The organism is Actinobacillus ureae ATCC 25976 (genome assembly GCF_000188255.1).
GTDB lineage: Bacteria > Pseudomonadota > Gammaproteobacteria > Enterobacterales > Pasteurellaceae > Actinobacillus > Actinobacillus ureae.
Map to the genome: position 1 here is coordinate 437657 of NZ_GL831080.1, position 23278 is coordinate 460934.

The window sequence follows — 23278 nt, forward strand, 5'->3', positions numbered from 1 at the left end:
GGGGGGCAGATCAATTCGGCAGGTCTTTGCGTGTAGCTGCGTACATTAAAATCACGCCGTTTTCTTTTGCCATTGATTGTTTCATCTCATCTAACACAATCGCTTTAAAGTCTTCATTTTGTGTGGGGTTCACGCTCACTTCAGCTAAATTGATGAGATAATCACCGTTTTCAAATGTTGCAAGCGGTTGTTTTTCCAATAAAATTTGCGAATCTAGTGGCTCGACTTTACGACCAGTTACTGCAGTTTTAGCAACTTCAATAAACTGTTTAAAATGTGGCGCATTGATATGTGTTTGATAAGCAGCTTCATCTTGGTAAATTTCCAAAATCACATTTTTGCTTGGCTCATCTTTTTTCACGGAATGGAACATTGCCAACGTGCCAGCTTCGGTTTGAATTGACGTACCAAGATTCGTTTTACCCACCGTATCAATCGCTTGCTGTTATTCTGGTTTGACCGTAAGTTCAAATAGACTCATTCGGTATTCAGCTTGTGCCATTGTTGCTACTCCCAATAGAAGTGCGGTTAAAATTCGTTTCATTTTTTCTCCTGAGTTATAGCTTTACTGATTTAGATAAAAGAAACTGCTTACGAACAAATCATAAGCAGCCGAAATTTATTATTTACATCATTGACTCTTCCCAAGCGCCTTTGGTATCTACACCGGTTTCTTCAGCTAACTCTTCTAACTCAGATACTTCATCAGCAGTTAATGTGATGTTCATCGCCTGTACTGCGTTGGTTACGTGGTGCAGTTTGGTCGCCCCTAAAATCGGTAATGTGCCTTTGGCAATCGTATAGGCAACGGAGATTTGTGCCGCACTAGCATTTTGCTTTTCACCAATTTCACGCATTTTGTCAGTTAAAGCAACCAGTTGTGGCAATACTTTATTGTAGGTTTCGCCACGTCCTGAACCTGCTGGCATTGGGTTTTCTGGGCTGTATTTACCACTCAATGCCCCTTTGTTCAAACGTCATATAAGCAAAGAATGTGATGTCGTTTTGTTGGCAGTAATCTAAAATCCCTGCTTTTTCTGATGAACGGTAAAGCAAGCTGAAATGGTTTTGAACAGCATCGATCTTAAAGCCTTCTGCGTTTAAAACCTCATTTGCACGTTTAATTTCCGCTAAGTTGTGGTTTGATACGCCCACCGCTTTCACTTTACCAGCTTTGAGCAATGGAATGAGTCCTGCCACCCAACGTTCAGATTCGATCGGATTGTGAATCCAGTAAATATCAATGTAATCGGTGTGAAAACGAGCTATACTCGCTTCAGCCATTTTCTCTACCGAATTGTCATACATTTCCGCTAATTGTGGGGTGAATTTCGTTGAAATGATAAGATCTTCACGTTTGTAATCCGCCATCAGTCCTCCCAGAATTTCTTCCGAAGCCCCTAAACCGTAAGCAGTAGCGGTATCAAAAGCGTTCAAACCGTTTTCTACGGCAGCTTTAAAAACCTCTTTCACATCTTGAGTTGAAATACTGTTACCGAAGACTTGATCGCCGCCATACATTCCTGCGCCCCAAAACCAAGTACCGAGCATAATTTTTGGTAAGTTTACATTTTCCATTTTGTTATCCTTTGCTGTAAAAATTTTGTGTTTTTTAACCGCTTGTTATTCGTAGGCTTTTGCAACGTGAGCAATCGCTGGCACGATATACGGTGTACCTGCATAAAAGGCAAGGTGCGCAAGCAACTCTTGCATTTCTTCTTTTGTGATACCAACGGCTTTGGCACGCAATGTGTAAACGGTTACAAAGTCATACAAACCTTAAGCGATTAAAGCAGTAACACTGATTAAATTACGTGAACGAATGCTTAAATCAGGGCGTTGCCACACTTGGTGGTAAAGCACATCGGTTGAGTTATCTGCCAATTTCGGCGTGAATGAGTGAATGTTCTGATCGATTAAGCCCATAAAAAATTCGTTGTCAGGCAAAGCATTTTCTAATGGCAACGGATTTGGCTCGAGTTCAGGCAGTTGGTCTGGTGTAATGCCACGCTCTGCGAAAATATCTTTTAGAATATCTACCGCGGCAAAGGCATTTGACCAGCCTGCGTAGAACGCCATATGCAATACAATTTCTGACATTTCTTTGGCGGTTACGCCTAAATCCATTGCTAAGTTGAAATAATGCTTCATACCCAAAGTTTGTTGGCGGGCAATAAGCGCCGCCACCGTAATCACTGCACGGTCGTGCTTGCTTAAAATTGGGTGGTTCCACATATCATCGGAAATTAAGGTTTTGGTGTAAATCGCCAATGTTGGCGGCACGCTGTAAATTTGCTCTGGCGATAATGCCGATTTATGAGACATAACTGCTCCTATAATTTGAATAATTTTTCTGCGTTTTTGTATGCAATTTTTTCTTTATCTTCTTGTGAAATCGGTAGATTTTCTAGCCAAGCTCTCGCCCCATTGAGCGAAAGGTAAGGATAGTCCACCGAAAACAGAATACGATCCACGCCAACTAAGGCTTGGTTAAAGGCAAAGTGCGGATTACTCATCATACCACTTGGGGTGACGTAAACCTGTTCTTGGAAAGTCTGCACAATAGTGCGTTTCAAGCCTGTGGCTTCTTGCGGAATACTGTCATCAAGACGTTGCAAGTAATACGGCACAAGCTCACCCCAATGCCCCATAATCACGTTGAGTTTTGGGAATTTATCGAACACGCCTGCCAAAATCATACGAATCAGCTGCACACCTGCTTCGTTGCGCCAACCCCACGCAAACATTGAAAAACGAGCTGATACTTCACGGCTGAAACCTACGTAATACGATTGCTGCACTTGCTCAAATGGCAAACCAGGGTGCAAGAAAAGTGGCATTTCCAACTCATTGAGTTTTGCCAAAACGGCTCAGATTTGACCGCACTTTTTCAATCAAATAATCATTGGCATCACGAACGGCTTGTACACCTGCTTCGCCTTGCACTAATTGTGGCAAGCCTGCATAAGAAAGCATTTGCATATCAATGCCATGTTCGTCCATCTCTGCCACGCGCTCTTCGCCGACATCAATCAATTTTTTAAGAGACTCACCAGACGCAAGCACATGTGGGTGTGAAAGGTCGGTAATTTTATCGGTAACATCTTTACCCCAATCAAGCAAAAATGGGGCTTGTTTTAGCATTTCAGGCATCATCGCTTTTGCTAAAGTTGGGCTTTGGATATGCTCTTCAACTGCGATAATTTTCATTTGCGTTTCCTTTTTGAGCGGGAAAGACTGGCTAAAATTTCGCCAAATCTTCCTAAAACCACACCACTTGCAAGCAAGCCTGTGTAAGTAAGAAATTTACGTCTAGAAATCATAATTTGTCGGTGGCAAAAGCCACGAGGTTTGTAATAAGGGAGTTTCCGTACGCTCAACGCCCCTACAAATTAACGGATTATCCCAATAACACTTTTGTCAGTGCTGCTCCAACGCCTTTGGCTGAAGCTGGGCTTTGACCTGTTACAAATTGTTCATCAACCATCACATTTTCCGCCCAATTTGGTGCGGCGTGATGAATTGCTCCTTGTTTTTCTAATTCAGTTTGAAGCATATAAGGTACAAGTTTGTTGCCACCGACTTCTACCTCTTCAGCATTGGTAAATGCCGCAATGTTTTTGCCTTTTACCACAAATTCGCCATTTGGTAGTTTTGCCCCTACGAATGCAGCAGGACCGTGGCAAACCGCAGAAACCACACCACCTGAGGTATAAACTTCGCTAATAATACGATGCACTTCTGCACTTTGGGCAAAATCCCACATTGTGCCGTGTCCGCCCGCAAAGAACACCGCAGAATAACCTGCTCCATTGAGTTCTGAAAGTGTTGGCGTATTTTCTAAACGGCTGTATAAATCTAATTCGTTCCAATATTTTGCATTCACAGCATCGGTTAAATCGAAACCATCAATCGGTGGAATACCACCACGCACAGAAGCGATAACAGTTTTAAGCCCTGCTTTTTCGATTTCATCTAAAGCGTGCGTTAATTCCGCTAAGAAAAAGCCTGTTGGAATACCGCTTTTACCTTTAATTGGTGCACTTGTTACAACACATAAAACAGGTTTGATTGAATTTGTCATATTTATTTTCCTTCTTTAAATGTATTAAGCTTATCAAGCATTATTGCTTGATGTAGTTTATTATATGCATCAGAATTATAAAAATAAGACTAACATTTCCTAAATAACAATTAGCTTTAAACTAACAATAGAAAAGCAAATCAGCACACATTTTGCAAAATACATGAAAATTTGACCGCTTGTAAAAACTGAATTAAATCCCAAATCCACCGTCCACGGCATAATGTGAACCTGTGGCATAACGAGCTTCATCACTAGCAATAAACGCCACTACTGGGGCGATTTCTTCAGGCTCTGCAAAACGACCGAGTGGCACAATTTGTTCAACCGCTTCTTCATAGCCTTTCGCTTCCGCTTCGCTTAACCCTAATTTGTCATAAAGTGGCGTTCTGGTTGCACCTGCGGCAACGGAATTCACTCGAATGCCAAATGGAGCAAGACCTTTCGCCCAAGTTCTAGTCATACTTAACACTGCAGCTTTACTTGCGGTGTAAATTGAGTTCATTGGCATCGGATTGTTTACCAAACCTGATGTGATGTTCACAATGTTGCCTTGGGAGACTTTTAGATAAGGAATGGCTTGGCTGACTACATCCACCACAGCGCGTAAATTCAAGGCAAAAGTGCGGTCAAAATCCGCTAAATTTACGTTTTCAATCGGCGTAACTGGCGCAATGCTTGCATTATTCACCACTACATCGAGCTTACCAAAACGCTGGTGAATCTCTGAAAGTATGCGAGCAATCTCTTCTGATTTCAGCACATCCGCCACGATATAACTGATATTTTCATGCTGACTTGTACTCTCTTTCAATGAATGTTCACTTCGCCCAATAATGATTACATTCGCCCCATCTTGAGCCATTTGGTAAGCAATCGAACGACCAATTCCCGTGCCACCACCTGTGATTAATGCGACTTTATTTTGTAATTTCATTTGTCTCTCCTTTATTTGGTTTCAGCAGGCAAGCCTTCTACAATCATCACTCGAGAATTTGTCGAGCTTTGACGAATTGGGCGAATAGCAGAATAAGCGACTGAACCATACCATTCTTTTGCTAATGCTAAATTATCAAATCCAATAATCACGACACGCCATTTACTTGCTTGCCCTTCAACCATAATCGGTTCTGCACCACGAGCCAAAAAACGACCACCATAAGGTTTTAAGGTTTCAGGCATTTTTGTGCGATAAGGTTGTAGTTTATCTATATCTAACACTTCTGTTTCGCCAATGACATAAGCAGGTTTTACACTTTCAGCTTGAGCAAAAGCCGTTATACCTAGCAAAATTACAGCTAAAGATTTCTTCATTTTTACGACTCCATAGAATGATTTAATGAAAATTATACGTAGATGAATAGGCATGATAAGACGGAGATTAGCTAATTGATTATTAGGTTTTATCAAAGAATCAAGCGGTCAAATTCTGCAAAAAATTTACAAAATTCAACCGCTTGTTGTGGGAAATTGACTATTTCAATTTGCCGTAATCTTCATCAGAAACAGGTTCTAGCCATTCATTGCTAGTGTTTTCGCCGTCCACTTCTACGGCTAAATGTTGGAACCAAGAATCTGTTGCCGCACCGTGCCAATGTTTGACGTTAGCAGGAATATTTACCACATCACCAGCTTTGAGTTCTCGGGCTGGCTTGCCCCATTCTTGGTAATAGCCCCGTCCTGCGGTAACAATCAGCATTTGCCCACCACCTTTGGTGGCGTGGTGAATATGCCAGTTGTTGCGAACCGTAGGCTCAAAGGTGACGTTATAGATTTTCACTTGCTCGGTGGAAATTGGGGAGAGATAGCTTTTGCCTGAGAAGTATTGGGCGTAAGCATCATTGGATTGCCCGATCGGGAATTGGCTGAGCGTTGGGACAAGCACATTTTGGATTGTGGCAATTTGCTCATCAGTCACGCCATTTTTTTTACTAATGCCAATATGGGCGTTGAGCTGGCTTTCCACGCCTGAAAGTTGGTTAAGTGCTGCCACAGTGACGATTTCGCGTTCTTGCCAAGTAAGCAAATCACTAGCGAAAATATCGCCGAACAAATGGGTTTTCAGGTAGCGATCAATATCAGGCGAAAGGGCAGAAAGATCCACCTTTTGTCCTACTAATGCTGTCTGAGTTTCTGTTCCCAAAGCTAGCATATGCGTATTCGTAGGTAATAATGTTGCTGTTTTACCTCGCTCTGTCTTTATCCCTTTTTCCTGACGGGCTTTTACCATTTGTGATAAAACGCCTAATGCATTTAAGCTGCGAGGAAAGCCTGTATAAGCATAAAGTTGTACCATCGCATCTTGAATTTCATTAATAGTTAGACCGTTATTTAAAGCTGTATTTACGGCACTTTTTAAGTTTTCAAGATCACCCTTGGCAGTGAGTGCACCGATTTGTGCCAAACTGAATTGGCGAGCAGAAAGTGTCATTTGTGTTGCTCCTTGTGTGTTTTCAATAGCAGATTGAATGTCAGCGGCAAGGATTGTCGTTGGCAAAGAAAATGGTCAGATTTGTATATTGATCAAATTTGACCGCTTGTTATAACCGCTTAATCAACGTAACTAAACGCTCTTCGTGTTTTTTTGCTTCTTGTTTTTGGGCATCAATTTTTCTTCATTTTCACGGCTGGTGTAGCCAATGCCGTTAGTGTAGATATAACCTGAATAAAAAAATAAACTGCACTTTAATGGTTAAGGTTAATAAGTAAACGGATTAAAGTGCAGATGCTTTATAACAACATATAAGTCATTTTACAAATGAGGACTTACTTTCTTCACCAACTAAGCAAATAAATCGTTTAAGCCTTCAATAATTGTCGGATGGGTAAAGATCTGATTTTTGACATAGCTTGCCGGAATTTTGTAGTCCATCGCCATTTTAAACAGATTGATAATTTCATGCGCTTCCGCACAGAATAACGTTACACCTAAAATTTCATCCGTATCCGCATCAATAATGGCTTTCAACAAACCGTCTGTTTGACCCAATACTTTCGCTTTTGGAATCATTTCGGCTTTCATTTTCTTCACAATCACGTTGCGTCCCGATTTTTGTGCCGCACTTTCGGTTAAACCGATATGTGCAAATGGTGGCTCGGTAAATATCGCGGTCGGGAATACCGCACGATCATCACGGCTACGTTTGCCTTCCGCAAATAATTGATCACGCACAATACGGTAATCATCTAATGAAATGTAGGTAAACTGCGCAGAATCGGCGACATCGCCCATCGCCCAAATATGTGATTTACCTACAATACGTAATTGTTCATCGGTAATGATTGCACCTCGCTCATTTAGCTTAATACCGGCATTTTCCAGCGCTAAACCTTTCGTATTGGCACGGCGACCGATCGCAACTAATACTGCATCGGCAACAAATTCACCTTGATTGGTGACTACGGTAGTCGAATCTGCATTTTCAACAAAGCGTTCCGTTTGCACACCTAAATGCACTTGGATACCTTCACGATTCAGTACATCAAGCATTGCTTCCGCCATATCACGATCTTCGCGCGCCAAGAAAGTATCGCCATTCTCTAAAATAGTAACTTGGCTACCGAATGCTTGATACATAAAGGCAAATTCTAAAGAAATATAACCGCCGCCAACAATCACAAGGCGATCCGGACGTTCGGTTAGAGAAAGAATACCGGTACTGTCATAAATTCTCGCACCATCTGCTCCTTCAATCGCTAAACGATTTGAACTCGCACCGGTATTGATAAAAATTTTATCGGCACGTACTTCAAATTCGCCGTCACGACCGTTTAATAACACGGTATGTTCATCTTTAAAGCTCGCTTTGGCAGTAATAATACGCACGTTTTCAAGGCTATTTAATTTAGCAAAGTTTGCGGCACGTAATTTTCCGATTAAGCCGTTTTTTGCCGCCATTGATTGATTAAACATGGCGACTTTATCCGCCACATTTTGCCCTTTCTGTCCTTCTACCAATAATTTTTTAGAAGGAATACAACCGATATTGATACAAGTACCGCCATACATTGCTTCACTTTGTTCTACCAAAATTACCGACTGCCCTGCCTTAGCCAAATCCGCCGCTAAGGTTTTACCCGCTTTACCAAAACCAATCACTAAATTCTCTACTGAGAGCTGCTCCATACAGTATCCTTAAATCTATCATTAAACGAAGTTTTCATAAGTCATGATATATAATTGAAACCTTACAAAAAAAGCGGTCGAATCTGCAAAATTTTTTGCAAATCCAACCGCTTGTAAACCTTCCGTTTTACTTATAACGTAATCTTCTGACCTTTATGCGCACTTTCAAATGCCGCTTCGATAATGCGTAAGACTAAAGTGACTTCTGCTAATTTTACGATCGGTTCTGATCCGATAGTTAACACTTGGTATAAATCATCCAACAAATTTTGATAGCTGGCTTGGGCATTAGGATACGGCTTACGAATTACTTCACCATCAATTTCTGTATGTAATACACCCCATTCAGTTTCCGGCTCGGCATTCCAGTTACCAATCGGCAACACACCTTTGCTTAAATGCGCTTCTTGGCTATCGCTTGCTTGTTTCATATAAGAGCCGTTTTTGCCGTGCAATACGAAAGTAGGGCTTGGCTCTCGTGCATATTTAGATGCTTGTAAGGCAACTTTTAAGCCGTTTTCGTAGTAGAGATGTAAATCAAAATTATCGTCCACCAATGCTTCATCATGCTGATAACGAATATCGGCAAATACCGCTTGCGGCTTGCCAAACAGATAAACCGCTTGGTCAATCAAATGTACACCTAAGTCATAAACTAACCCAGTGCCACGATCGCCCGCTTCTTTCCATACTTTGGCATTTTTACCTTTGGCATAACGATCAAAGCGAATTTCACAATCCACTACCTCGCCCACTAAATTTTTATCCAAGACTTCTTTTGCGGTGGCAATATGACTGTCCCAGCGGCGATTTTGGTAAACATATAGCACCACATTTTGCTGTTTAGCTAACTGTTCTAGTTCTAATGCTTCTGCGGCACTCGCTACAAGCGGCTTCTCAACTAAAACATGTTTATCAGCTAATAACGCACTTTTCACCATCTCATAGTGTGTTTGATTTGGTGTGGTGATCACCACTAAATCCACTTCATCACTCAATAAGGCATCAAAGCTACGTACGGTTTCGACTTCTGGTAACCAAAGCTGTGCATTATTTGTAGTACGTTCAAAAACTTTCGCAATTTGAAAGCGAGCATCTTGTTTAAAAAAAGGCACATGAAAAACTCGGCTGGAATGGCCGGCACCGGCAATCGCTACATTTATCACTTTCATTATTTTCTCCTAAATATAATCTTGAATCTATTCTAAAAAAAGCCGTATCTTGCACAACAAGATACGGCTTAGTGATTATTTATTCATACAACATTTTTTGTATTTTTTACCGCTTCCACACGGACAAGGCTCATTTACGCCCACTTTGTTTTGATTCACATAAGGCTGTGGCTTTTCAAGTAATGGTGCAGCTTCATTAACCTGTTCAAAAATAGCTAGTGCCGCATTACGAAGCGCTTTTTCAATTTTGCGCTGCTCTTCCAACGGTGGCATTTGCTCCGCATAGCTTGATTTGGCGTGCTGTTCGATTAAATCAAAATATGGCTGAATTTCTGCTGAGAGATTTTGCCAGCTCGCAGCCATTGTCAACAATATAGCCACCACACCAAGGAGAAACGACCACTAATTTACGGTGACCGACACGCTCTTCCCAAAAAATCGGGTGATATTCTTTTTTGTCATTGAGAAGTGTTTGAGCTAATGAATTGTAATGACGAGAAACCAACTCAATAAATTGCTTCGAACGTTTGTCTTCTAAATTAGGCACGTCATTATTAAACAAAATCGGTAACCAATCAGTCATTGCCGGCACGTTTACCGACGATAAAATTGCAGTTAAAAAACCATCTAATTCCGAAACGTTTAATAAAATCGCATCTTCATCGCCTTTATTGGCATACAAAAATAGCAGCTCATCAAGTAACTCAAATTCTTCACTGGTTAAAGGTGCGGCTAATTTATCGCTCATTGTCTCTCCTACTGATAAAATTTAAGGGGCGTATTATGCTACTTTTTGGCGAGCTAGTCATTAGCCGCTAGCATGAAAGCGCTATTTCACTTCCAAACTTTCACCAATCAGATAAAACTGTCCTCCGGCAACATAATGTAGCGTACGTAAGTCATTTTCTGCTTGGTCAAAAATCCAATGGTTATCTTTAAACACACGATCATCTGCATACGCTGCTAATACTTTTCCGATAAAAAGATCATGCTCTTGCTGATTCTCTTGGTTTCGAATCAATTCACATAAAATCCAACCGGCGCAACCTTTTACCAACAGAATATCAAAACCGTCTTGATAAAAAATCTCAACATTATCCAATTTATGAGGGTCATTATGACGTGAAGTCGAACCGAGTTTCAGCACTAATTCCGCTTGATTTGCTACCGGAATGTGAATCGCAAATAAACCTCTTTTCTCAACCAAACCTCGTGTAAAAGCTTGCTTATCTAATACGGTCGTAACCTTAGAAAGCGGACCATAATCCAAGGCACAAGGCCAAGCCACCGCCATGACATTTTCAATGTTATCCGCTTTTCCGAAACTAACGTTGTCGGGCCGATATTGAGTAAACGGTATGATTTTTCAACCGGAACAGAAACAATCGCCATTTTTTCTCCTAGTGAATAAGCTAATTAATAAAACATAAGCTATATTGTACACACGGTTTCAGCATAAAACATACTGATTTTAGCATCGTAAAAAATCAGGCAAATCTCACCGCTTTTTGATCGTTGCTAAGAGAAATGAAATAATTATTTCAATCGAAAAGATTAAATCTTGTACAATATTTAGCACTATGTTTACAAGTAAGGAAAATTATGAAAAAAGAATTTATCTTTGATATGGACGGTGTGCTGATTGACTCAGAACCCTTATGGCAACAGACAGAGTTAGATCTTTTACATCACTATGGTATTCCGATTACCGAACAAGAACTTGCCTGTACTCGAGGAATGCCATCCGCGCCAGTATTACGATATGCCAGTGAATTGTACCAAAAGCCTTTGGATATCGAAAAAGTCGCTCAAGAACTATTAGATGCGGCAATCAGTAATATTTTAAAAGCGAAACCGCTGATGAATGGCGTACCGGAAACCTTGGAATTACTTGCACAAAATGACATAAAAATCGCTATCGCTTCTGTGTCACCACGCTATATGTTGGAAAACATTGTCAAAAGTTGTGGCATTGCCGATTATTTCAGTTATATCGCTTCCGGTGCAGAACTGCCTTATAGCAAGCCGCATCCGGCAGTATATTTACAAGCGGCACAAGGCTTAGGAATCGCTCTCGCCGAATGTGTTGGGATTGAAGATTCCAAAACGGGCATGATCTCGGTTAAAGCAGCTTCGATGAGCTGTATTGTGATCCCAAATCCACTAGAATTTCATGAAAATTACTGGGCATTAGCGGATTTTAAATTGGCACAAATGAATGCGATTAATCAGCCGTTTTTAACACAGCTTTAATGACTGGCGCATAAATGACAAGCGGTCGAATTTGCAAAATTTTCTGCAAATTCGACCGCTTGTTATGTATGAAGAATTAGTGAATATCTTCAGCTAAGAAACCACCGCTTTGGTGTGCCCAAAGTTTGGCGTAAACACCGTTTTGTACCAATAATTCTTCATGGCTGCCCTGTTCCACAATTTCACCTTTATCCAACACAATCAGTCTATCCATCGCCATAATAGTTGAAAGACGGTGAGCAATTGCCACTACCGTTTTTCCGTCCATTAACTCGGTTAAGTTTTCTTGAATAGCCGCTTCAACTTCCGAATCTAACGCACTGGTTGCTTCGTCCAATAATAGAATCGGCGCATCTTTTAACATTACCCTCGCAATCGCAATACGTTGACGCTGACCACCGGAAAGTTTTACGCCTCGCTCACCCACATGCGCATCAAACCCGGTTCTGCCTTTTGCATCTTGTAGATTCGGAATAAATTCCGCCGCTGCCGCTTTTTCCACCGCTTTCAACATTTCTTCTTCGGTTGCATTCAGGCGACCATAAAGTAAGTTTTCACGTACTGAACGATGTAATAACGAAGTATCTTGCATCACTAAACCGATTTGTGAGCGGAGGCTCTCTTGGGTAATATCACGTACATTTTGTCCGTCAATCGTAATCGAACCGTCTTGAATATCATAAAAACGTAGCAATAAGTTAGTGAGCGTCGATTTACCTGCACCGCTGCGTCCAACTAAACCGACTTTTTCACCGGCTTTAATGGTTAATTCAAAATCTTTAAGTAATGGTTTTTTTGGATCATACGCAAAATTGACGTGTTCGAATTTAATTTCACCTTTGCTAACTTCCAACGGTTTTGCATCCGCTTTGTCCACTACCGTATGCGGTTTTGATAACGTTCGCATACCGTCTTGCACCGTGCCTAAGTTTTCGAATAAACGGGCAAATTCCCACATAATCCATTGCGATAACCCTTTGATACGTAAAGCTAAAGCAGTTGAAGTGGCAATCGCACCGGCAGTAACGAATTCTGCCCCCCATAACCATAAACCGATACCGGCGGTCGCAACAATTAAGCCGATACTCATCGCATTAGTAAGGGCTTCGATGACTGTCACCAAACGCATTTGTTTATGTACGGTGACCATAAATTCTTGCATTGATTCTTTCGCATACGCCGACTCACGGTTGCCGTGTGAGAACAATTTTACCGTCGCAATATTTGAATAAGCATCGGTAATACGACCGGTCATTAAGCTGCGTGCATCAGATTGTTCTTGCGCCGCTTCCGCCAATTTCGGTACGAAAATGCGGATCGTCACCGCGAGAGCAATAACCCATAGAATAAACGGCACAAATAACCAACCGTCAAACTGCAATAAGATCACACTTGAGGTAGTTAAGTAAACCGCAACGTAAACCAACATATCCGCACAGGTCATAATCACATCACGTACGGCTAAAGCGGTTTGCATCACTTTCGCCGAAACTCGTCCGGCAAATTCGTCTTGATAAAAGCCCATACTCTGACCCAGCATTAAGCGATGGAAGTTCCAACGCAAGCGCATAGGAAATACGCCTTGTAACGACTGAAAGCGGATGATACTCGCTAGAAATACGAATAAAATTCCTAACAAAGCAATGCAAAACATCGCAATAATACTACCGCTTTTCTCCGCCCAAAGTTGTGCTGGGGAATATTGCGCCACCCAATCAACTAATTCGCCCATAAATTGAAACAGCACCGCTTCGATAATCCCGACAGCAGCGACTAACACGGTCAGCATAACTAAATAGCCTCGCATGCCTTTGGTCGCTTCAAGAATAAACGGAATAATCCCAGCTTTCGGTGTTTTAGGCGCTTCTTCCGGATAGGTTTCGATTCTCGCCTCAAACCAACTGAAAATTTTGTTTAACATCTTACTTTCCTGAAAAAACGAAAAGACGCAAGGTGCGTCTGTCAAAATTAGAATATATTTTGCAGAAGAAAAAGACGTAATAAAAATTACGCCTTTTTGAATGACTATGGATTTAATAATTTCTCATCAAGCGCTAAATCTTCGTTACGGTTTACGCCAATACCCTTGGCTAACACATCACGAGCAATTTGATGCGCTTCTTCCAGCGAATGTTCTTTATAAGAACCGCATTGATATTCGTTTAATTCCGGAATTTTTGACACATCCGGCACTTTATGTAACGCATCTTCCATTGATTTAGTCCATGCCGAAACCACATCCGCTTCGCTTGGCATACCGATTAACGACATATAGAAACCGGTACGGCAGCCCATCGGTGAAATATCAATGATTTCCACATTTTCGCTATTTAAATGATCACGCATAAAGCCGGCAAATAAGTGTTCCATCGTGTGAATACCACGCACCGGTAAAATATCAATATTCGGACGGCAAAAACGTAAATCGAATACGGTAATCGTATCACCTTTTGGGGTGGTCATCGTTTTTGCAACACGTACAGCAGGTGCGTTCATACGAGTGTGATCAACTTTAAAGCTATCTAATAAAGGCATTTTTTACTCCAATTTAAAATTTAAAGGGGGTAACGATAATTACCCCATATTCTGAAATTATTCTGTGATTCCTTGATCCCATTCAGGCGCTTCTTGCGGAATCTTACGTTGTAATAAGAAATGACGATTCGGTTTCGCTTGCGGCTGTACCACTCTGCCCGATGGGGTTGAGAATTCAATACCGCCTTTTAATAACTGCGACATGGTGCCCGAATTCATACTCACTCCTTGTAAGCTGACATCTATGGTATAACCGGAAGCCGCCCAGAATTCTGTATTATTACGCACTAAATGTTGGTATCTACTTTCGATACTCAAGTGAATCATCACTCTGTCACCTAATTCACTTAGATTTAGACGTTTGACGATCCCCACTTGCATACCTCGGTAAAGCACTGGCGCATCTACCTCAATTCCACGTGCATCACTAGTTTCGACAATCACCGGGAAACCATTCGCATAAATAGTTTTATTGGTATCGGTATCGCTTAAATTAAATTGCGTTTTGCGCTTGCCGCTCCCAGCATCGACATTAATATAATTTTGTAACGCCGCATCAATATTTTTAACACCGCTGGTGGTAATTTCCGGTGAGATAGCGCTAAATCGACTGCCCTCTTTTGCTACTAAGGCATAATACTGGCTATCAATGTAAGCGGTCGCTTTTATCTGTTTTTTTGCATTTTGCAATTCCAGCGATTCAATCTGACCGATGGTTAACCCTATATATTTGATGTCCATACCTTTTGAAAGTTTGGAGGCATCTTTCGCAATTAAGGTAATACGGGTATTACCTGAGGTCGCTTTTGCTTGGCTGGCATATAAGGTTTTATCGCCTTTAGTGCCGCCATTATCAAAGCTGATTGCTCCTTTCAAAGTGCGCATAAGCGGTGCCGCTTCTACGTTCAAACCTTTCATAGAAAGCTCGGCAGACACCGCCGGTTCAATCCAAAAACGACTTTTGTCACTCAGTAAATGGCAATACGCCGGTTCAACAAATAAATCGACTTCAAATTTACTTTTTTGCGGACGCACTTTCAGCACTTCACCGATTTGAAAATTGCGATAAAGCACAACGGAACCTTTATCAATACCAGATAAATCATTAGCTGATAAGGTTAAAGTGGTCTTTTTATGATCATCAACAATACCGGCTTCGGCACTTTCGACATCTTTATAAAGCGGATATTGCTTTTTAGCTTCGCCTTGCGCTTTATCCGTTAATAATCGAATACCGCCTTTTAACCAGTCAGTTGGAGAACCGGCTTGTACTCGCATTCCGTCTAAACCGATCGATACGTCTAAGTTTGAAATCGCAACAAATTTACTGTTACCGGCAACTAAATGGCGATATGGTAGATAAATAATACCTTGGAAAGTTACCCCATCCAAAGTTAACTTACGTTTCAGCAATTCACCGATTTGTACGTCGTTATAGTAAATCCCCTGCCCTTGATCCACACTATACGATTGCGGCGCAGTAAAGGTTAACGCCAGTAAATTCGGGCGAGAAAGCAAATAATCAGCTTCTTTTTGTACATTAAACTCAAGTTTAGGCTCGCCTTTGCCTGCTTCAATATCGAAATAGACTCCTCGGAAAAGCTCATTAAGCTTACTAATTTGCTCTTTATTTAAATTAAATTTAGGCTCTTTTAGTAAAATTTTACTGCCTTGGCGCAATAAATCGACATGATTAGGATCAATCAATAATGTACCTTTCATCATGCCTTTCTCTTGAGAGTTTTCAGCTTGTGTTGATGCCTCATTGTTATCAAGCGGTACTGAAAGCTCTAGGTTCGATAGCACCCCAACTTGTATATTCTGAAAGAATACCGGCGTTTCATTCACTTTAAGATTCGGCATAATTGGTAAAGTCACTTTAACTTCCGTACCTCGTTTTGCCGAACTTAAATTTTCGTATAATTGGAATTTTTGTCCTTGTTCCGCTTGTTGCAAGTCATCCGGCGAATCAAAGGCGACCGCACCTTGCACAACTGAAGCAAGGCTATCCACATTTACCGATACGCCATCAAGACCAACATTGGCATTAATACCGCTAATATTCCAGAAATGTGAACTTTGTTTGACAAGATTGGCATACTTCTTATCAATAACGACATCAATTTCAACTTTTTTCTGATCACTGGTAAAACGGTAATCGGCAATACTCCCGACCGGCACTTTACGGAAGTAAACACTCGCCCCAACCGTAATCGAGCCTAGATCATTCGAGATCAGGCGAACCAATAAATCACCGTCAGTTACCGTCACCGCTGGCGGTTCTTCTTCCGCAATAAATTCATTCGCACTTTTACCTTCACCCGGTAAGAGTGTGATGTAGTTACCGGAAACCAAAGCATCCAATCCGGAAACACCGGCAATCGAGGCACTCGGTTTAACCAACCAGAATTTTGTATCGTCACGTAATACGCTCTTAGCCTCCGGATTGATCTCAGCTTGCACTTCTACTTTTTTCAGATCATCTACGAAATATACTTTTTTTACCTGACCGATTTGTAAGCCTTGGTAGCGGATCACCGTTTTACCGGCAGTAATACCATCCCCTTCGTTAAAACGGATCGTAATTGTTTCACCTCTTTCTTTCAAAATCTGAAAAAAGAGCAAGCACCCGATAGCAAACGCAACAATCGGTAACAACCAAAATGGCGAAATTCTACGAGGCTGACGTACCTTTGCCGGCACGGAGCTTAAAGTATTTTCATCTGTCATATCTATCGTTTATCTCGACAACTTTAGTGGTTTAATTTTGTAAAAAACAAACTAAAAATAACCGCTTGTAAGCGATTTTTAGCATCCTTTAGATAGCATAAAACCGAAAGTTTCAAAAACCTTCGGTATATTTTGCTAGAGATCCATACAAATCTACTGATTTCACGGATTCAAAATCAATTATTTTTTATCTTTTGACGAATCGCAATGCGCAATATCATTACATTTAGCATAGAGATATAAGCTGTGAGTCGCTAATTCCATACCATGTTGTTGACTGATTTCACGCTGACGGCGCTCGATATCCGGATCTTTAAATTCAAATACCTTGCCGCAATCCATACAGATAATGTGATCGTGTTCTTGTTCTACGTTAAGCTCAAATACCGCTTTGTTCGCATCAAAGTTATGGCGAAGTAAAATATCAACTTCTTCAAATTGGTTTAGCACACGGTAAACCGTTGCTAAGCCGATATCAGAACCTTGTTCCAATAAGAGTTTGTAAATATCTTCTGCAGAAAAGTGCTGCATTTGATCGCGATGTTGTTGCATTAACGCAAGAATGGTTAAGCGAGGCTCGGTTACTTTTAAGCCAACACTTTTTAGAAGTTTTGTATTCTCTTCAGACATAACTGCCACCCTTTGTATCTTCAATTACTATGCTAATTGATCTAAGCACATTTCTTCAGTAAGTTGTTTACACCAACGGCTTACACGCTCGCTGGTTAATTCCGGTTGGCGATCTTCATCGATACATAAACCAACGAATGTATTTTCATCAACTAACGCTTGTGAAACTTCAAAACTATAGCCTTCTGTTGACCAATGACCAACAATCACTCCACCATTTTGTTCTACTACGTCACGAATAGTTCCCATTGCATCGCAGAAATATTCCGCATAATCTTCTTGGTCACCACAACCGAAAATACCGATAACTTTACCGCTAAAATCAATCTCTTTTAAAGTTGGCATAAAGTCATCCCAGTCTGCTTGAGATTCGCCGTAATACCAAGTCGGAATACCTAATAATAAGAAATCGTAAGCCTCAATATCTTCCTTGGTACTTTTCGCGATATCGCGAATATCCACTAAATTCGCACCAAGTTCTTTCTGAATCATTTTTGAAATATTTTCTGTGTTACCAGTATCGCTACCGTAGAATAAACCTACCACTGCCATTTGAATTTACCTATTTTTCTAAGTCGGCGAAATTGTTGCCGATATAATCATTTAAAATAATTTCGATTAACTGTCCGCGTGTCACTCCACGTTGGGAAGCTTCCTCTTCCAAAGTCTGCACTAAGTCCGAATGTAGTTTTAATTCAACACGTTTAAGCCCGGACGAGCGATCTCGTTGAAGCTGGTTTCGTTTATTAATTCGAACTTGTTGTTCCCGACTTAAAGGATTAGTGCGTGGTCGCCCAACTTTTGGCACGGTTGCGAACAGATCTAACGTTATACAATCTGCGTCCTGTTTTGCCATTTGTTCCACACGAAAGATATTTGCCTATCATTCCAATAGATAATTCTAATTGAGAATGAGACGCTACTAACTAATGAGATGTGAACTATACCATACTAATTTAGTCTTGGAAATTACACACCCTAAATTTACATTGGATTTGCGGAACTTTTCAGAAAGCATAACTTTTTGTTTGCTTTGCAAAATTCCGTCCAAAATCAACCGCTTGTTACTCTTTAATATCGGCAAAAGTTGCATTTAACAAACTTGCCAAATCTTGCGGTGCAAGCTCCACGTCTAAGCCTCGCTTACCGCCTGAAACAAACGTTGTTGCAAACTGTTGTGCGGAACTGTCAATCACGGTGGTTAAGCGTTTTTTCTGACCTAGAGGGCTAATTCCTCCCAGTAAATAACCAGTTGTTTTCTGGGCGATATCTTTATCCGCCATTTCCACTTTTTTCACGCCGAGCGCACTTGCTGCGCGTTTTAAATTCAGCGTATGCGAAACCGGCACAACCATCACCGCTAATTTTTTCTGATCACCATTTTCCGCCACCAATAACGTCTTAAATGTCTGATTGGCATCAATACCTAATTTTTCCACCGCTTCTTGCCCGAAATTGGTGTTATTCGGATCATGTTCATAAGGATGAAGCGTATGTGCAATTTTTTGTTTTTTTAATAAATTTATTGCCGGGGTCATTAGTTTTTCCTCTTAAAAATATTGTACAATTACTCCCCTTGTGTGTGCGTTACGCTAAATCACGCGTATAAAAAAGGAGCAACTCACCTATGTCTAATTTAATTACATCAGATATCCGTTTAGCGATTGCCGCTGATTTTACCTTGTCATCAAAATTACTTGAAGCATTAGCAGAAAGTGATTTGCGTTTAGGCAATATTTCCGCCATTGAAATCGAACCTTTTGGTGAAGAACAATCACTTTATATGGGTAGTAAAGCGATTGAACAAATTGCACTGGATGAAGTAAATTGGGCGGATTTCAGCCACGTTTTGTTTGCTGGCAAAATGGTGCAAGCCGAAATTTTGGCACAAGCGGTGCAAGCCGGTTGTATTGTTCTCGACCTTTACGGCATTACCGCATTAATTGCAAACGTGCCGGTGGTAGTACCGAGTATTAATGATGAAGCCATCGCTAACTTACGTGAACGTAATATCGTTGCTCTGGCTAACCCGCAGATTTCACAATTGGCGCTAGCACTCAAACCATTCTTAGCTCAGCCATTAAGCCATATTTTTGTCACGTCTTTATTACCGGCAGCGTATTTCGGTGATGAAAAAGTTAAAGAACTTGCCGGTCAAACCGCTCGTTTGTTAAACGGTATTCCGCTTGATGAAAATGCGAAACGTATTGCATTTGATGCCGTACCGGCAAACGTGCAAGGTGAAGAGAAAAACTTACCGTTCTCTCGTGTTTTTGAATTACAACTTGCAAAAGTTTTACCAAATTTAACCGCTTCCACCACATTCCATTCGGTACAAACGCCGGTCTTTTACGGTATTTCACAAATGGTAAGCTTACATTCAGAATATCAATTAGACGTTGAGAGCGTTAGCGCAGAATGGCAACAACAAAATTGGTTACATTTCCATGAAGAAAGCGTAATGACTCCGGTTAAAAACGGTGAAAACGAAGAAGAAAATCAACTTCAAATCAGCCAATTATTAGCAAAATCGGAAAACGAAGTGCAATTTTGGTCTGTTGCTGATGAACAAAAATTCAGCTTAGCGTTTTTAGCAGTTCAACTGCTCAACTTAGTGTTGGAATATTAATTTTATCCGCCACGGAATAAGTAAATTGTTGCGTGGTTTCTTTCCTTTTATTTGAGGTTCTTATGTTAGAACGTTTGTTCCAATTATCTGCAAAAGGCTCTAATGCCAAAACAGAAATCGTGGCGGGGATCACCACCTTCTTCACTATGGTTTATATCGTGTTCGTTAACCCTTCAATTCTTGGCGTTGCCGGTATGGATACACAAGTGGTTTTCGTTACCACTTGTTTAATCGCTGCATTCGGGACGATTGCAATGGGTTTATTCAGTAATCTTCCTATCGCACTTGCACCGGCAATGGGTTTAAATGCGTTTTTCGCTTTTGTGGTGGTACAAAAATTAGGTTACTCATGGCAAGTGGGTATGGGTGCAATTTTCTTAGGCTCGGTCGGTTTATTCTTATTAACCGTGTTACAAGTTCGCTATTGGTTTATGTCGGCTATTCCGCTCGGTTTACGTGTCGGTATCGGTGCAGGCATCGGCTTATTTATCGCCCTTATCGGCTTTAAAAATATGGGCTTAGTAGTGGCAAATCCAGCAACACTTGTTGCGCTGGGCGATCTGCACGATCCAAAAGTATTAATGGGTCTTTTAGGTTTCTTTATTATTGTGGTGTTAGCCGCAAAAGGCATTCACTCCGGCGTACTGATTTCTATCGCTGTAGTCACTGCATTAGCGTTAATCTTTGACCCTGCGGTAAGTTTTAACGGCGTAATGTCGATGCCGCCAAGTTTAGATGCGGTTGTCGGTCAGGTGGATATTGCCGGTGCGTTAGATGTTGGTTTACTCGGCATTATTTTCTCCTTTATGTTAGTAAACTTATTCGACTCATCAGGTACATTAATTGCGGTAACCACCAAAGCCGGTTTTGCCGATGAACAAGGTCGCTTCCCTCGTATGAAACAAGCGTTATTAGTGGACAGTACTGCAGCAATGGCAGGTTCATTTATGGGAACGTCAGCAATCAGTACTTATATTGAGAGTGGCTCAGGTGTATCCGTTGGCGGTCGTACCGGTTTGACTGCGGTAACCGTAGGTATCTTATTCTTATTAACCATTTTCTTCTCACCGCTTGCTGGTGTAGTTCCGGCTTATGCAACTGCCGGTGCATTAGTTTTCGTGGGCATTTTAATGGCTTCAAATTTAATTGAAGTGAAATGGGATGACTTAACCGAAGCGACTCCGGCGTTTATCACCACAGCAATGATGCCATTTACTTATTCAATTACAGAAGGTATCGCATTCGGATTTATTTCATATTGTGTGATGAAGGCTTGTACCGGTAGTTGGAAAGAAATCAATCCATCTGTTGCGGTAGTATCATTACTATTTATCGCAAAATTTGTTTGGGTTGGCTAATAGCGCTTAATCACGGAATACACAAGCAGCAAATTTGGTAAAAAATATGCAAAATTAGACCGCTTGTTTTGTGTATTCCGTCTTTTTAAAGGAACACTTATGCAAAAACTCCTCTTTATCTTCAACTCCGCGCCTTACGGCAATGAATCTTTATTTAGCGGTTTACGTTTAGCGCTACAAATTCAAGAACAGCATAAAGCTCAAATCAAATTATTCTTAATGTCCGATTCCGTCACGGCAGGTTTGAAAAAACAAAATCCAGCGGAAGGCTACAACTTACAATAAATGCTGGAAATTCTCACCGCACAGGGCGCAACGGTTAAACTTTGTAAAACCTGTACCAATGCACGTGGCATTACTGAATTACCACTGGCAGACGGTGTAGAAATCGGTACACTGATTGAACTGGCGGATCGGACAATCGAAGCAGACAAGGTATTAAATTTCTAATGCAACATTTTGATGTCGTTATTATTGGTGCCGGTGCATCCGGTTTATTCTGTGCCGCACAGCTAGGGCAAGCCGGCAAACGAGTCGCTGTTTTAGACTCAGGTAAAAAAATCGGACGCAAAATTTTAATGTCCGGTGGCGGCTTTTGTAACTTTACTAATTTAGAAGTCACAGCAAATCATTACCTCAGTCAAAACAAACATTTCGTAAAATCGGCGTTGGCTCGTTACACCAACTGGGACTTTATCGCTTTAGTGGCACAATACGGGATTAGCTACCACGAAAAAGAATTAGGGCAATTATTCTGTAATGAAAGCTCGCAGCAAATTGTCGATTTACTGCAAGCGGAATGTGACAAAGGCAAAGTGGAAATCTTTTTACGACAAGCGGTCATTTCTGTCGAAAAATTTGCAAAAAATTTCCAAATTCAGACCGCTAGTGAAACCTTTGAAACCAAGCATTTAGTCATCGCCACCGGCGGCTTATCTATGCCAGCGTTAGGCGCTAGCCCATTCGGTTATAAAATTGCAGAACAATTCAATATTCCGGTGATTCCACCACGAGCAAGCCTTGTGCCTTTTACTTGGAAAGACTCGGACAAACATTTTGCGACACTTTCCGGCATTGCGTTACCGATTCGCGCCACTTGTGGGCAGCAAAGTTTTAGTAATCAAATGTTGTTTACTCATCGAGGTTTATCCGGCCCAGCAATTTTGCAAATTTCTAATTATTGGGACTTGGGTGAAACGGTAGAAATTGATTTGTTACCTTCTGATGACATTTCAACAATTTTAAGTGAATTGCGTCAATCTTCGCCGAAATTACAGTTAAAAACCGTATTAAGTCGTTACTTACCGAAAAAATTAGTCGAGCTTTGGTTGGAACAAGGTGATTTCAAAGATAATGTGATTGCTCAGCTAAGCAAAGCGGAATTAGCTCAGTTAGATCAACTGATTCACCATTGGCAATTTTTACCCAACGGAACGGAAGGCTACCGCACCGCCGAGGTCACAATGGGTGGTGTAGATACCGATTTTATTTCGTCCAAAACGATGCAAGCGAAACATACCGAAGGGCTTTATTTTATCGGCGAAGTGTTGGATGTGATCGGCTGGCTCGGTGGCTATAATTTCCAGTGGGCATGGTCGTCCGCTTTTGCGTGTGCGGAAGCGATTATTGAAAAATAGTGTTTATAATTAACCACAGAATACACGGAGAACACCGGTGTGTGATGTGGAAATAAATGTTACACAAAGTAAAAATAAAACGACCTTAAGTCAAATGGGATAAACAAAAAACGGAAGCTGATTT

26 protein-coding genes and 2 pseudogenes are annotated in these 23278 nt (G+C 41.1%); 5 read left to right on the forward strand and 23 right to left on the reverse strand.

Going from position 1 to position 23278, the window contains the following annotated elements; genetic code table 11:
* Nucleotides 1-10: 10 nt before the first annotated feature.
* From HMPREF0027_RS02220 to HMPREF0027_RS02280, 16 genes and pseudogenes are all read right to left on the reverse strand, one after another.
* A complete protein-coding gene (locus HMPREF0027_RS02220; RefSeq protein WP_005621852.1) occupies nt 11-427 on the reverse strand; it encodes a putative quinol monooxygenase in 417 nt (138 codons plus the stop codon).
* 199 nt (nt 428-626) lie between these two features.
* Entirely contained in the window at nt 627-929 is a 303-nt protein-coding gene (locus tag HMPREF0027_RS12350; RefSeq protein WP_244261825.1) for an aldo/keto reductase, read from the reverse strand.
* A gap of 19 nt (nt 930-948) precedes the next feature.
* Nucleotides 949-1578 (reverse strand): aldo/keto reductase, encoded by a 630-nt coding sequence (locus HMPREF0027_RS02225; protein ID WP_005621855.1) that lies wholly within the window; start codon nt 1576-1578, stop codon nt 949-951.
* Nucleotides 1579-1623: 45 nt separating this feature from the next.
* Nucleotides 1624-1776, reverse strand: a complete 153-nt coding sequence (locus tag HMPREF0027_RS12355) for a carboxymuconolactone decarboxylase family protein (protein WP_005621858.1) — start codon at nt 1774-1776, stop codon at nt 1624-1626.
* A 3-nt stretch (nt 1777-1779) separates the two neighbouring features.
* Complete coding sequence (locus tag HMPREF0027_RS11295) at nt 1780-2325, reverse strand: carboxymuconolactone decarboxylase family protein (protein ID WP_005621859.1); 546 nt, start codon at nt 2323-2325, stop codon at nt 1780-1782.
* Nucleotides 2326-2333: 8 nt separating this feature from the next.
* Nucleotides 2334-2864 carry an amidohydrolase family protein gene (locus HMPREF0027_RS12185; protein WP_005621861.1) on the reverse strand — a complete coding sequence of 177 codons (531 nt, stop codon included), beginning with the start codon at nt 2862-2864 and terminating at the stop codon, nt 2334-2336.
* The gene (locus HMPREF0027_RS12190; RefSeq protein WP_005621862.1) at nt 2848-3210 is read right to left on the reverse strand and encodes an amidohydrolase family protein; all 363 of its coding nucleotides are present in this window, start codon (nt 3208-3210) and stop codon (nt 2848-2850) included. The genes HMPREF0027_RS12185 and HMPREF0027_RS12190 overlap by 17 nt, the downstream gene beginning before the upstream one ends.
* A 190-nt stretch (nt 3211-3400) precedes the next feature.
* Complete coding sequence (locus HMPREF0027_RS02245; RefSeq protein WP_005621863.1) at nt 3401-4084, reverse strand: type 1 glutamine amidotransferase domain-containing protein; 684 nt, start codon at nt 4082-4084, stop codon at nt 3401-3403.
* 193 nt (nt 4085-4277) lie between these two features.
* The gene (locus HMPREF0027_RS02250; protein ID WP_005621868.1) at nt 4278-5021 is read right to left on the reverse strand and encodes an SDR family NAD(P)-dependent oxidoreductase; all 744 of its coding nucleotides are present in this window, start codon (nt 5019-5021) and stop codon (nt 4278-4280) included.
* 11 nt (nt 5022-5032) lie between these two features.
* Nucleotides 5033-5398, reverse strand: a complete 366-nt coding sequence (locus tag HMPREF0027_RS02255) for a DUF1330 domain-containing protein (protein ID WP_044024225.1) — start codon at nt 5396-5398, stop codon at nt 5033-5035.
* Nucleotides 5399-5558: 160 nt separating this feature from the next.
* Nucleotides 5559-6581 carry a carboxymuconolactone decarboxylase family protein gene (locus tag HMPREF0027_RS02260; RefSeq protein ID WP_005621874.1) on the reverse strand — a complete coding sequence of 341 codons (1023 nt, stop codon included), beginning with the start codon at nt 6579-6581 and terminating at the stop codon, nt 5559-5561.
* A gap of 285 nt (nt 6582-6866) precedes the next feature.
* On the reverse strand, nt 6867-8210 hold the full coding sequence (locus HMPREF0027_RS02265; protein ID WP_005621879.1) for an FAD-dependent oxidoreductase: 1344 nt from the start codon (nt 8208-8210) through the stop codon (nt 6867-6869).
* Nucleotides 8211-8341: 131 nt separating this feature from the next.
* Entirely contained in the window at nt 8342-9382 is a 1041-nt protein-coding gene (locus HMPREF0027_RS02270) for a Gfo/Idh/MocA family oxidoreductase (protein ID WP_005621883.1), read from the reverse strand.
* 75 nt (nt 9383-9457) lie between these two features.
* A complete protein-coding gene (locus tag HMPREF0027_RS12360; protein WP_005621885.1) occupies nt 9458-9745 on the reverse strand; it encodes an SEC-C metal-binding domain-containing protein in 288 nt (95 codons plus the stop codon).
* Nucleotides 9696-10130, reverse strand: a complete 435-nt coding sequence (locus tag HMPREF0027_RS12365) for a UPF0149 family protein (protein WP_005621888.1) — start codon at nt 10128-10130, stop codon at nt 9696-9698. Before HMPREF0027_RS12365 ends, HMPREF0027_RS12360 begins: the two co-directional genes overlap by 50 nt.
* A gap of 81 nt (nt 10131-10211) precedes the next feature.
* Nucleotides 10212-10774, reverse strand: a pseudogene (locus HMPREF0027_RS02280) (flavin reductase family protein).
* A 210-nt stretch (nt 10775-10984) separates the two neighbouring features.
* On the opposite strand from HMPREF0027_RS02280, the gene hxpB reads away from it, so the two are divergent.
* The gene (gene hxpB, locus HMPREF0027_RS02285; RefSeq protein ID WP_005621894.1) at nt 10985-11635 is read left to right on the forward strand and encodes a hexitol phosphatase HxpB; all 651 of its coding nucleotides are present in this window, start codon (nt 10985-10987) and stop codon (nt 11633-11635) included.
* Nucleotides 11636-11711: 76 nt separating this feature from the next.
* On the opposite strand, the gene HMPREF0027_RS02290 is transcribed toward hxpB, so the two are convergent.
* From HMPREF0027_RS02290 to ybaK, 7 genes are all read right to left on the reverse strand, one after another.
* The gene (locus HMPREF0027_RS02290) at nt 11712-13556 is read right to left on the reverse strand and encodes an ABC transporter ATP-binding protein (protein WP_005621897.1); all 1845 of its coding nucleotides are present in this window, start codon (nt 13554-13556) and stop codon (nt 11712-11714) included.
* Nucleotides 13557-13660: 104 nt separating this feature from the next.
* Nucleotides 13661-14170, reverse strand: coding sequence for an S-ribosylhomocysteine lyase (gene luxS, locus HMPREF0027_RS02295; protein ID WP_005621900.1), 510 nt, complete (start codon nt 14168-14170; stop codon nt 13661-13663).
* A 57-nt stretch (nt 14171-14227) separates the two neighbouring features.
* A complete protein-coding gene (locus HMPREF0027_RS02300; protein ID WP_005621903.1) occupies nt 14228-16900 on the reverse strand; it encodes a PqiB family protein in 2673 nt (890 codons plus the stop codon).
* 180 nt (nt 16901-17080) lie between these two features.
* Nucleotides 17081-17530, reverse strand: coding sequence for a ferric iron uptake transcriptional regulator (gene fur / locus HMPREF0027_RS02305; RefSeq protein WP_005621905.1), 450 nt, complete (start codon nt 17528-17530; stop codon nt 17081-17083).
* Between the two features lie 27 nt (nt 17531-17557).
* Nucleotides 17558-18082, reverse strand: a complete 525-nt coding sequence (fldA, locus tag HMPREF0027_RS02310; RefSeq protein ID WP_005621908.1) for a flavodoxin FldA — start codon at nt 18080-18082, stop codon at nt 17558-17560.
* 10 nt (nt 18083-18092) lie between these two features.
* On the reverse strand, nt 18093-18386 hold the full coding sequence (ybfE, locus tag HMPREF0027_RS02315) for a LexA regulated protein (protein WP_005621911.1): 294 nt from the start codon (nt 18384-18386) through the stop codon (nt 18093-18095).
* A gap of 208 nt (nt 18387-18594) precedes the next feature.
* Nucleotides 18595-19068, reverse strand: coding sequence for a Cys-tRNA(Pro)/Cys-tRNA(Cys) deacylase YbaK (gene ybaK / locus HMPREF0027_RS02320; RefSeq protein ID WP_005621913.1), 474 nt, complete (start codon nt 19066-19068; stop codon nt 18595-18597).
* An 89-nt stretch (nt 19069-19157) separates the two neighbouring features.
* Here ybaK and HMPREF0027_RS02325 point away from each other — a divergent pair, with 89 nt between their 5' ends.
* The 4 genes and pseudogenes from HMPREF0027_RS02325 (at nt 19158) to HMPREF0027_RS02340 (ending at nt 23154) form a co-directional block, all read left to right on the forward strand.
* Nucleotides 19158-20159: an oxidoreductase gene (locus tag HMPREF0027_RS02325; RefSeq protein WP_005621916.1), complete on the forward strand. Its 1002-nt coding sequence runs from the start codon at nt 19158-19160 to the stop codon at nt 20157-20159.
* A gap of 62 nt (nt 20160-20221) precedes the next feature.
* The gene (locus HMPREF0027_RS02330; RefSeq protein WP_044024226.1) at nt 20222-21517 is read left to right on the forward strand and encodes an NCS2 family permease; all 1296 of its coding nucleotides are present in this window, start codon (nt 20222-20224) and stop codon (nt 21515-21517) included.
* Between the two features lie 99 nt (nt 21518-21616).
* Nucleotides 21617-21967: pseudogene (locus HMPREF0027_RS02335) on the forward strand (DsrE/DsrF/TusD sulfur relay family protein).
* The gene (locus HMPREF0027_RS02340; protein WP_005621927.1) at nt 21967-23154 is read left to right on the forward strand and encodes a BaiN/RdsA family NAD(P)/FAD-dependent oxidoreductase; all 1188 of its coding nucleotides are present in this window, start codon (nt 21967-21969) and stop codon (nt 23152-23154) included. Before HMPREF0027_RS02335 ends, HMPREF0027_RS02340 begins: the two are co-directional and overlap by 1 nt.
* The last annotated feature ends 124 nt before the right edge of the window (nt 23155-23278 follow it).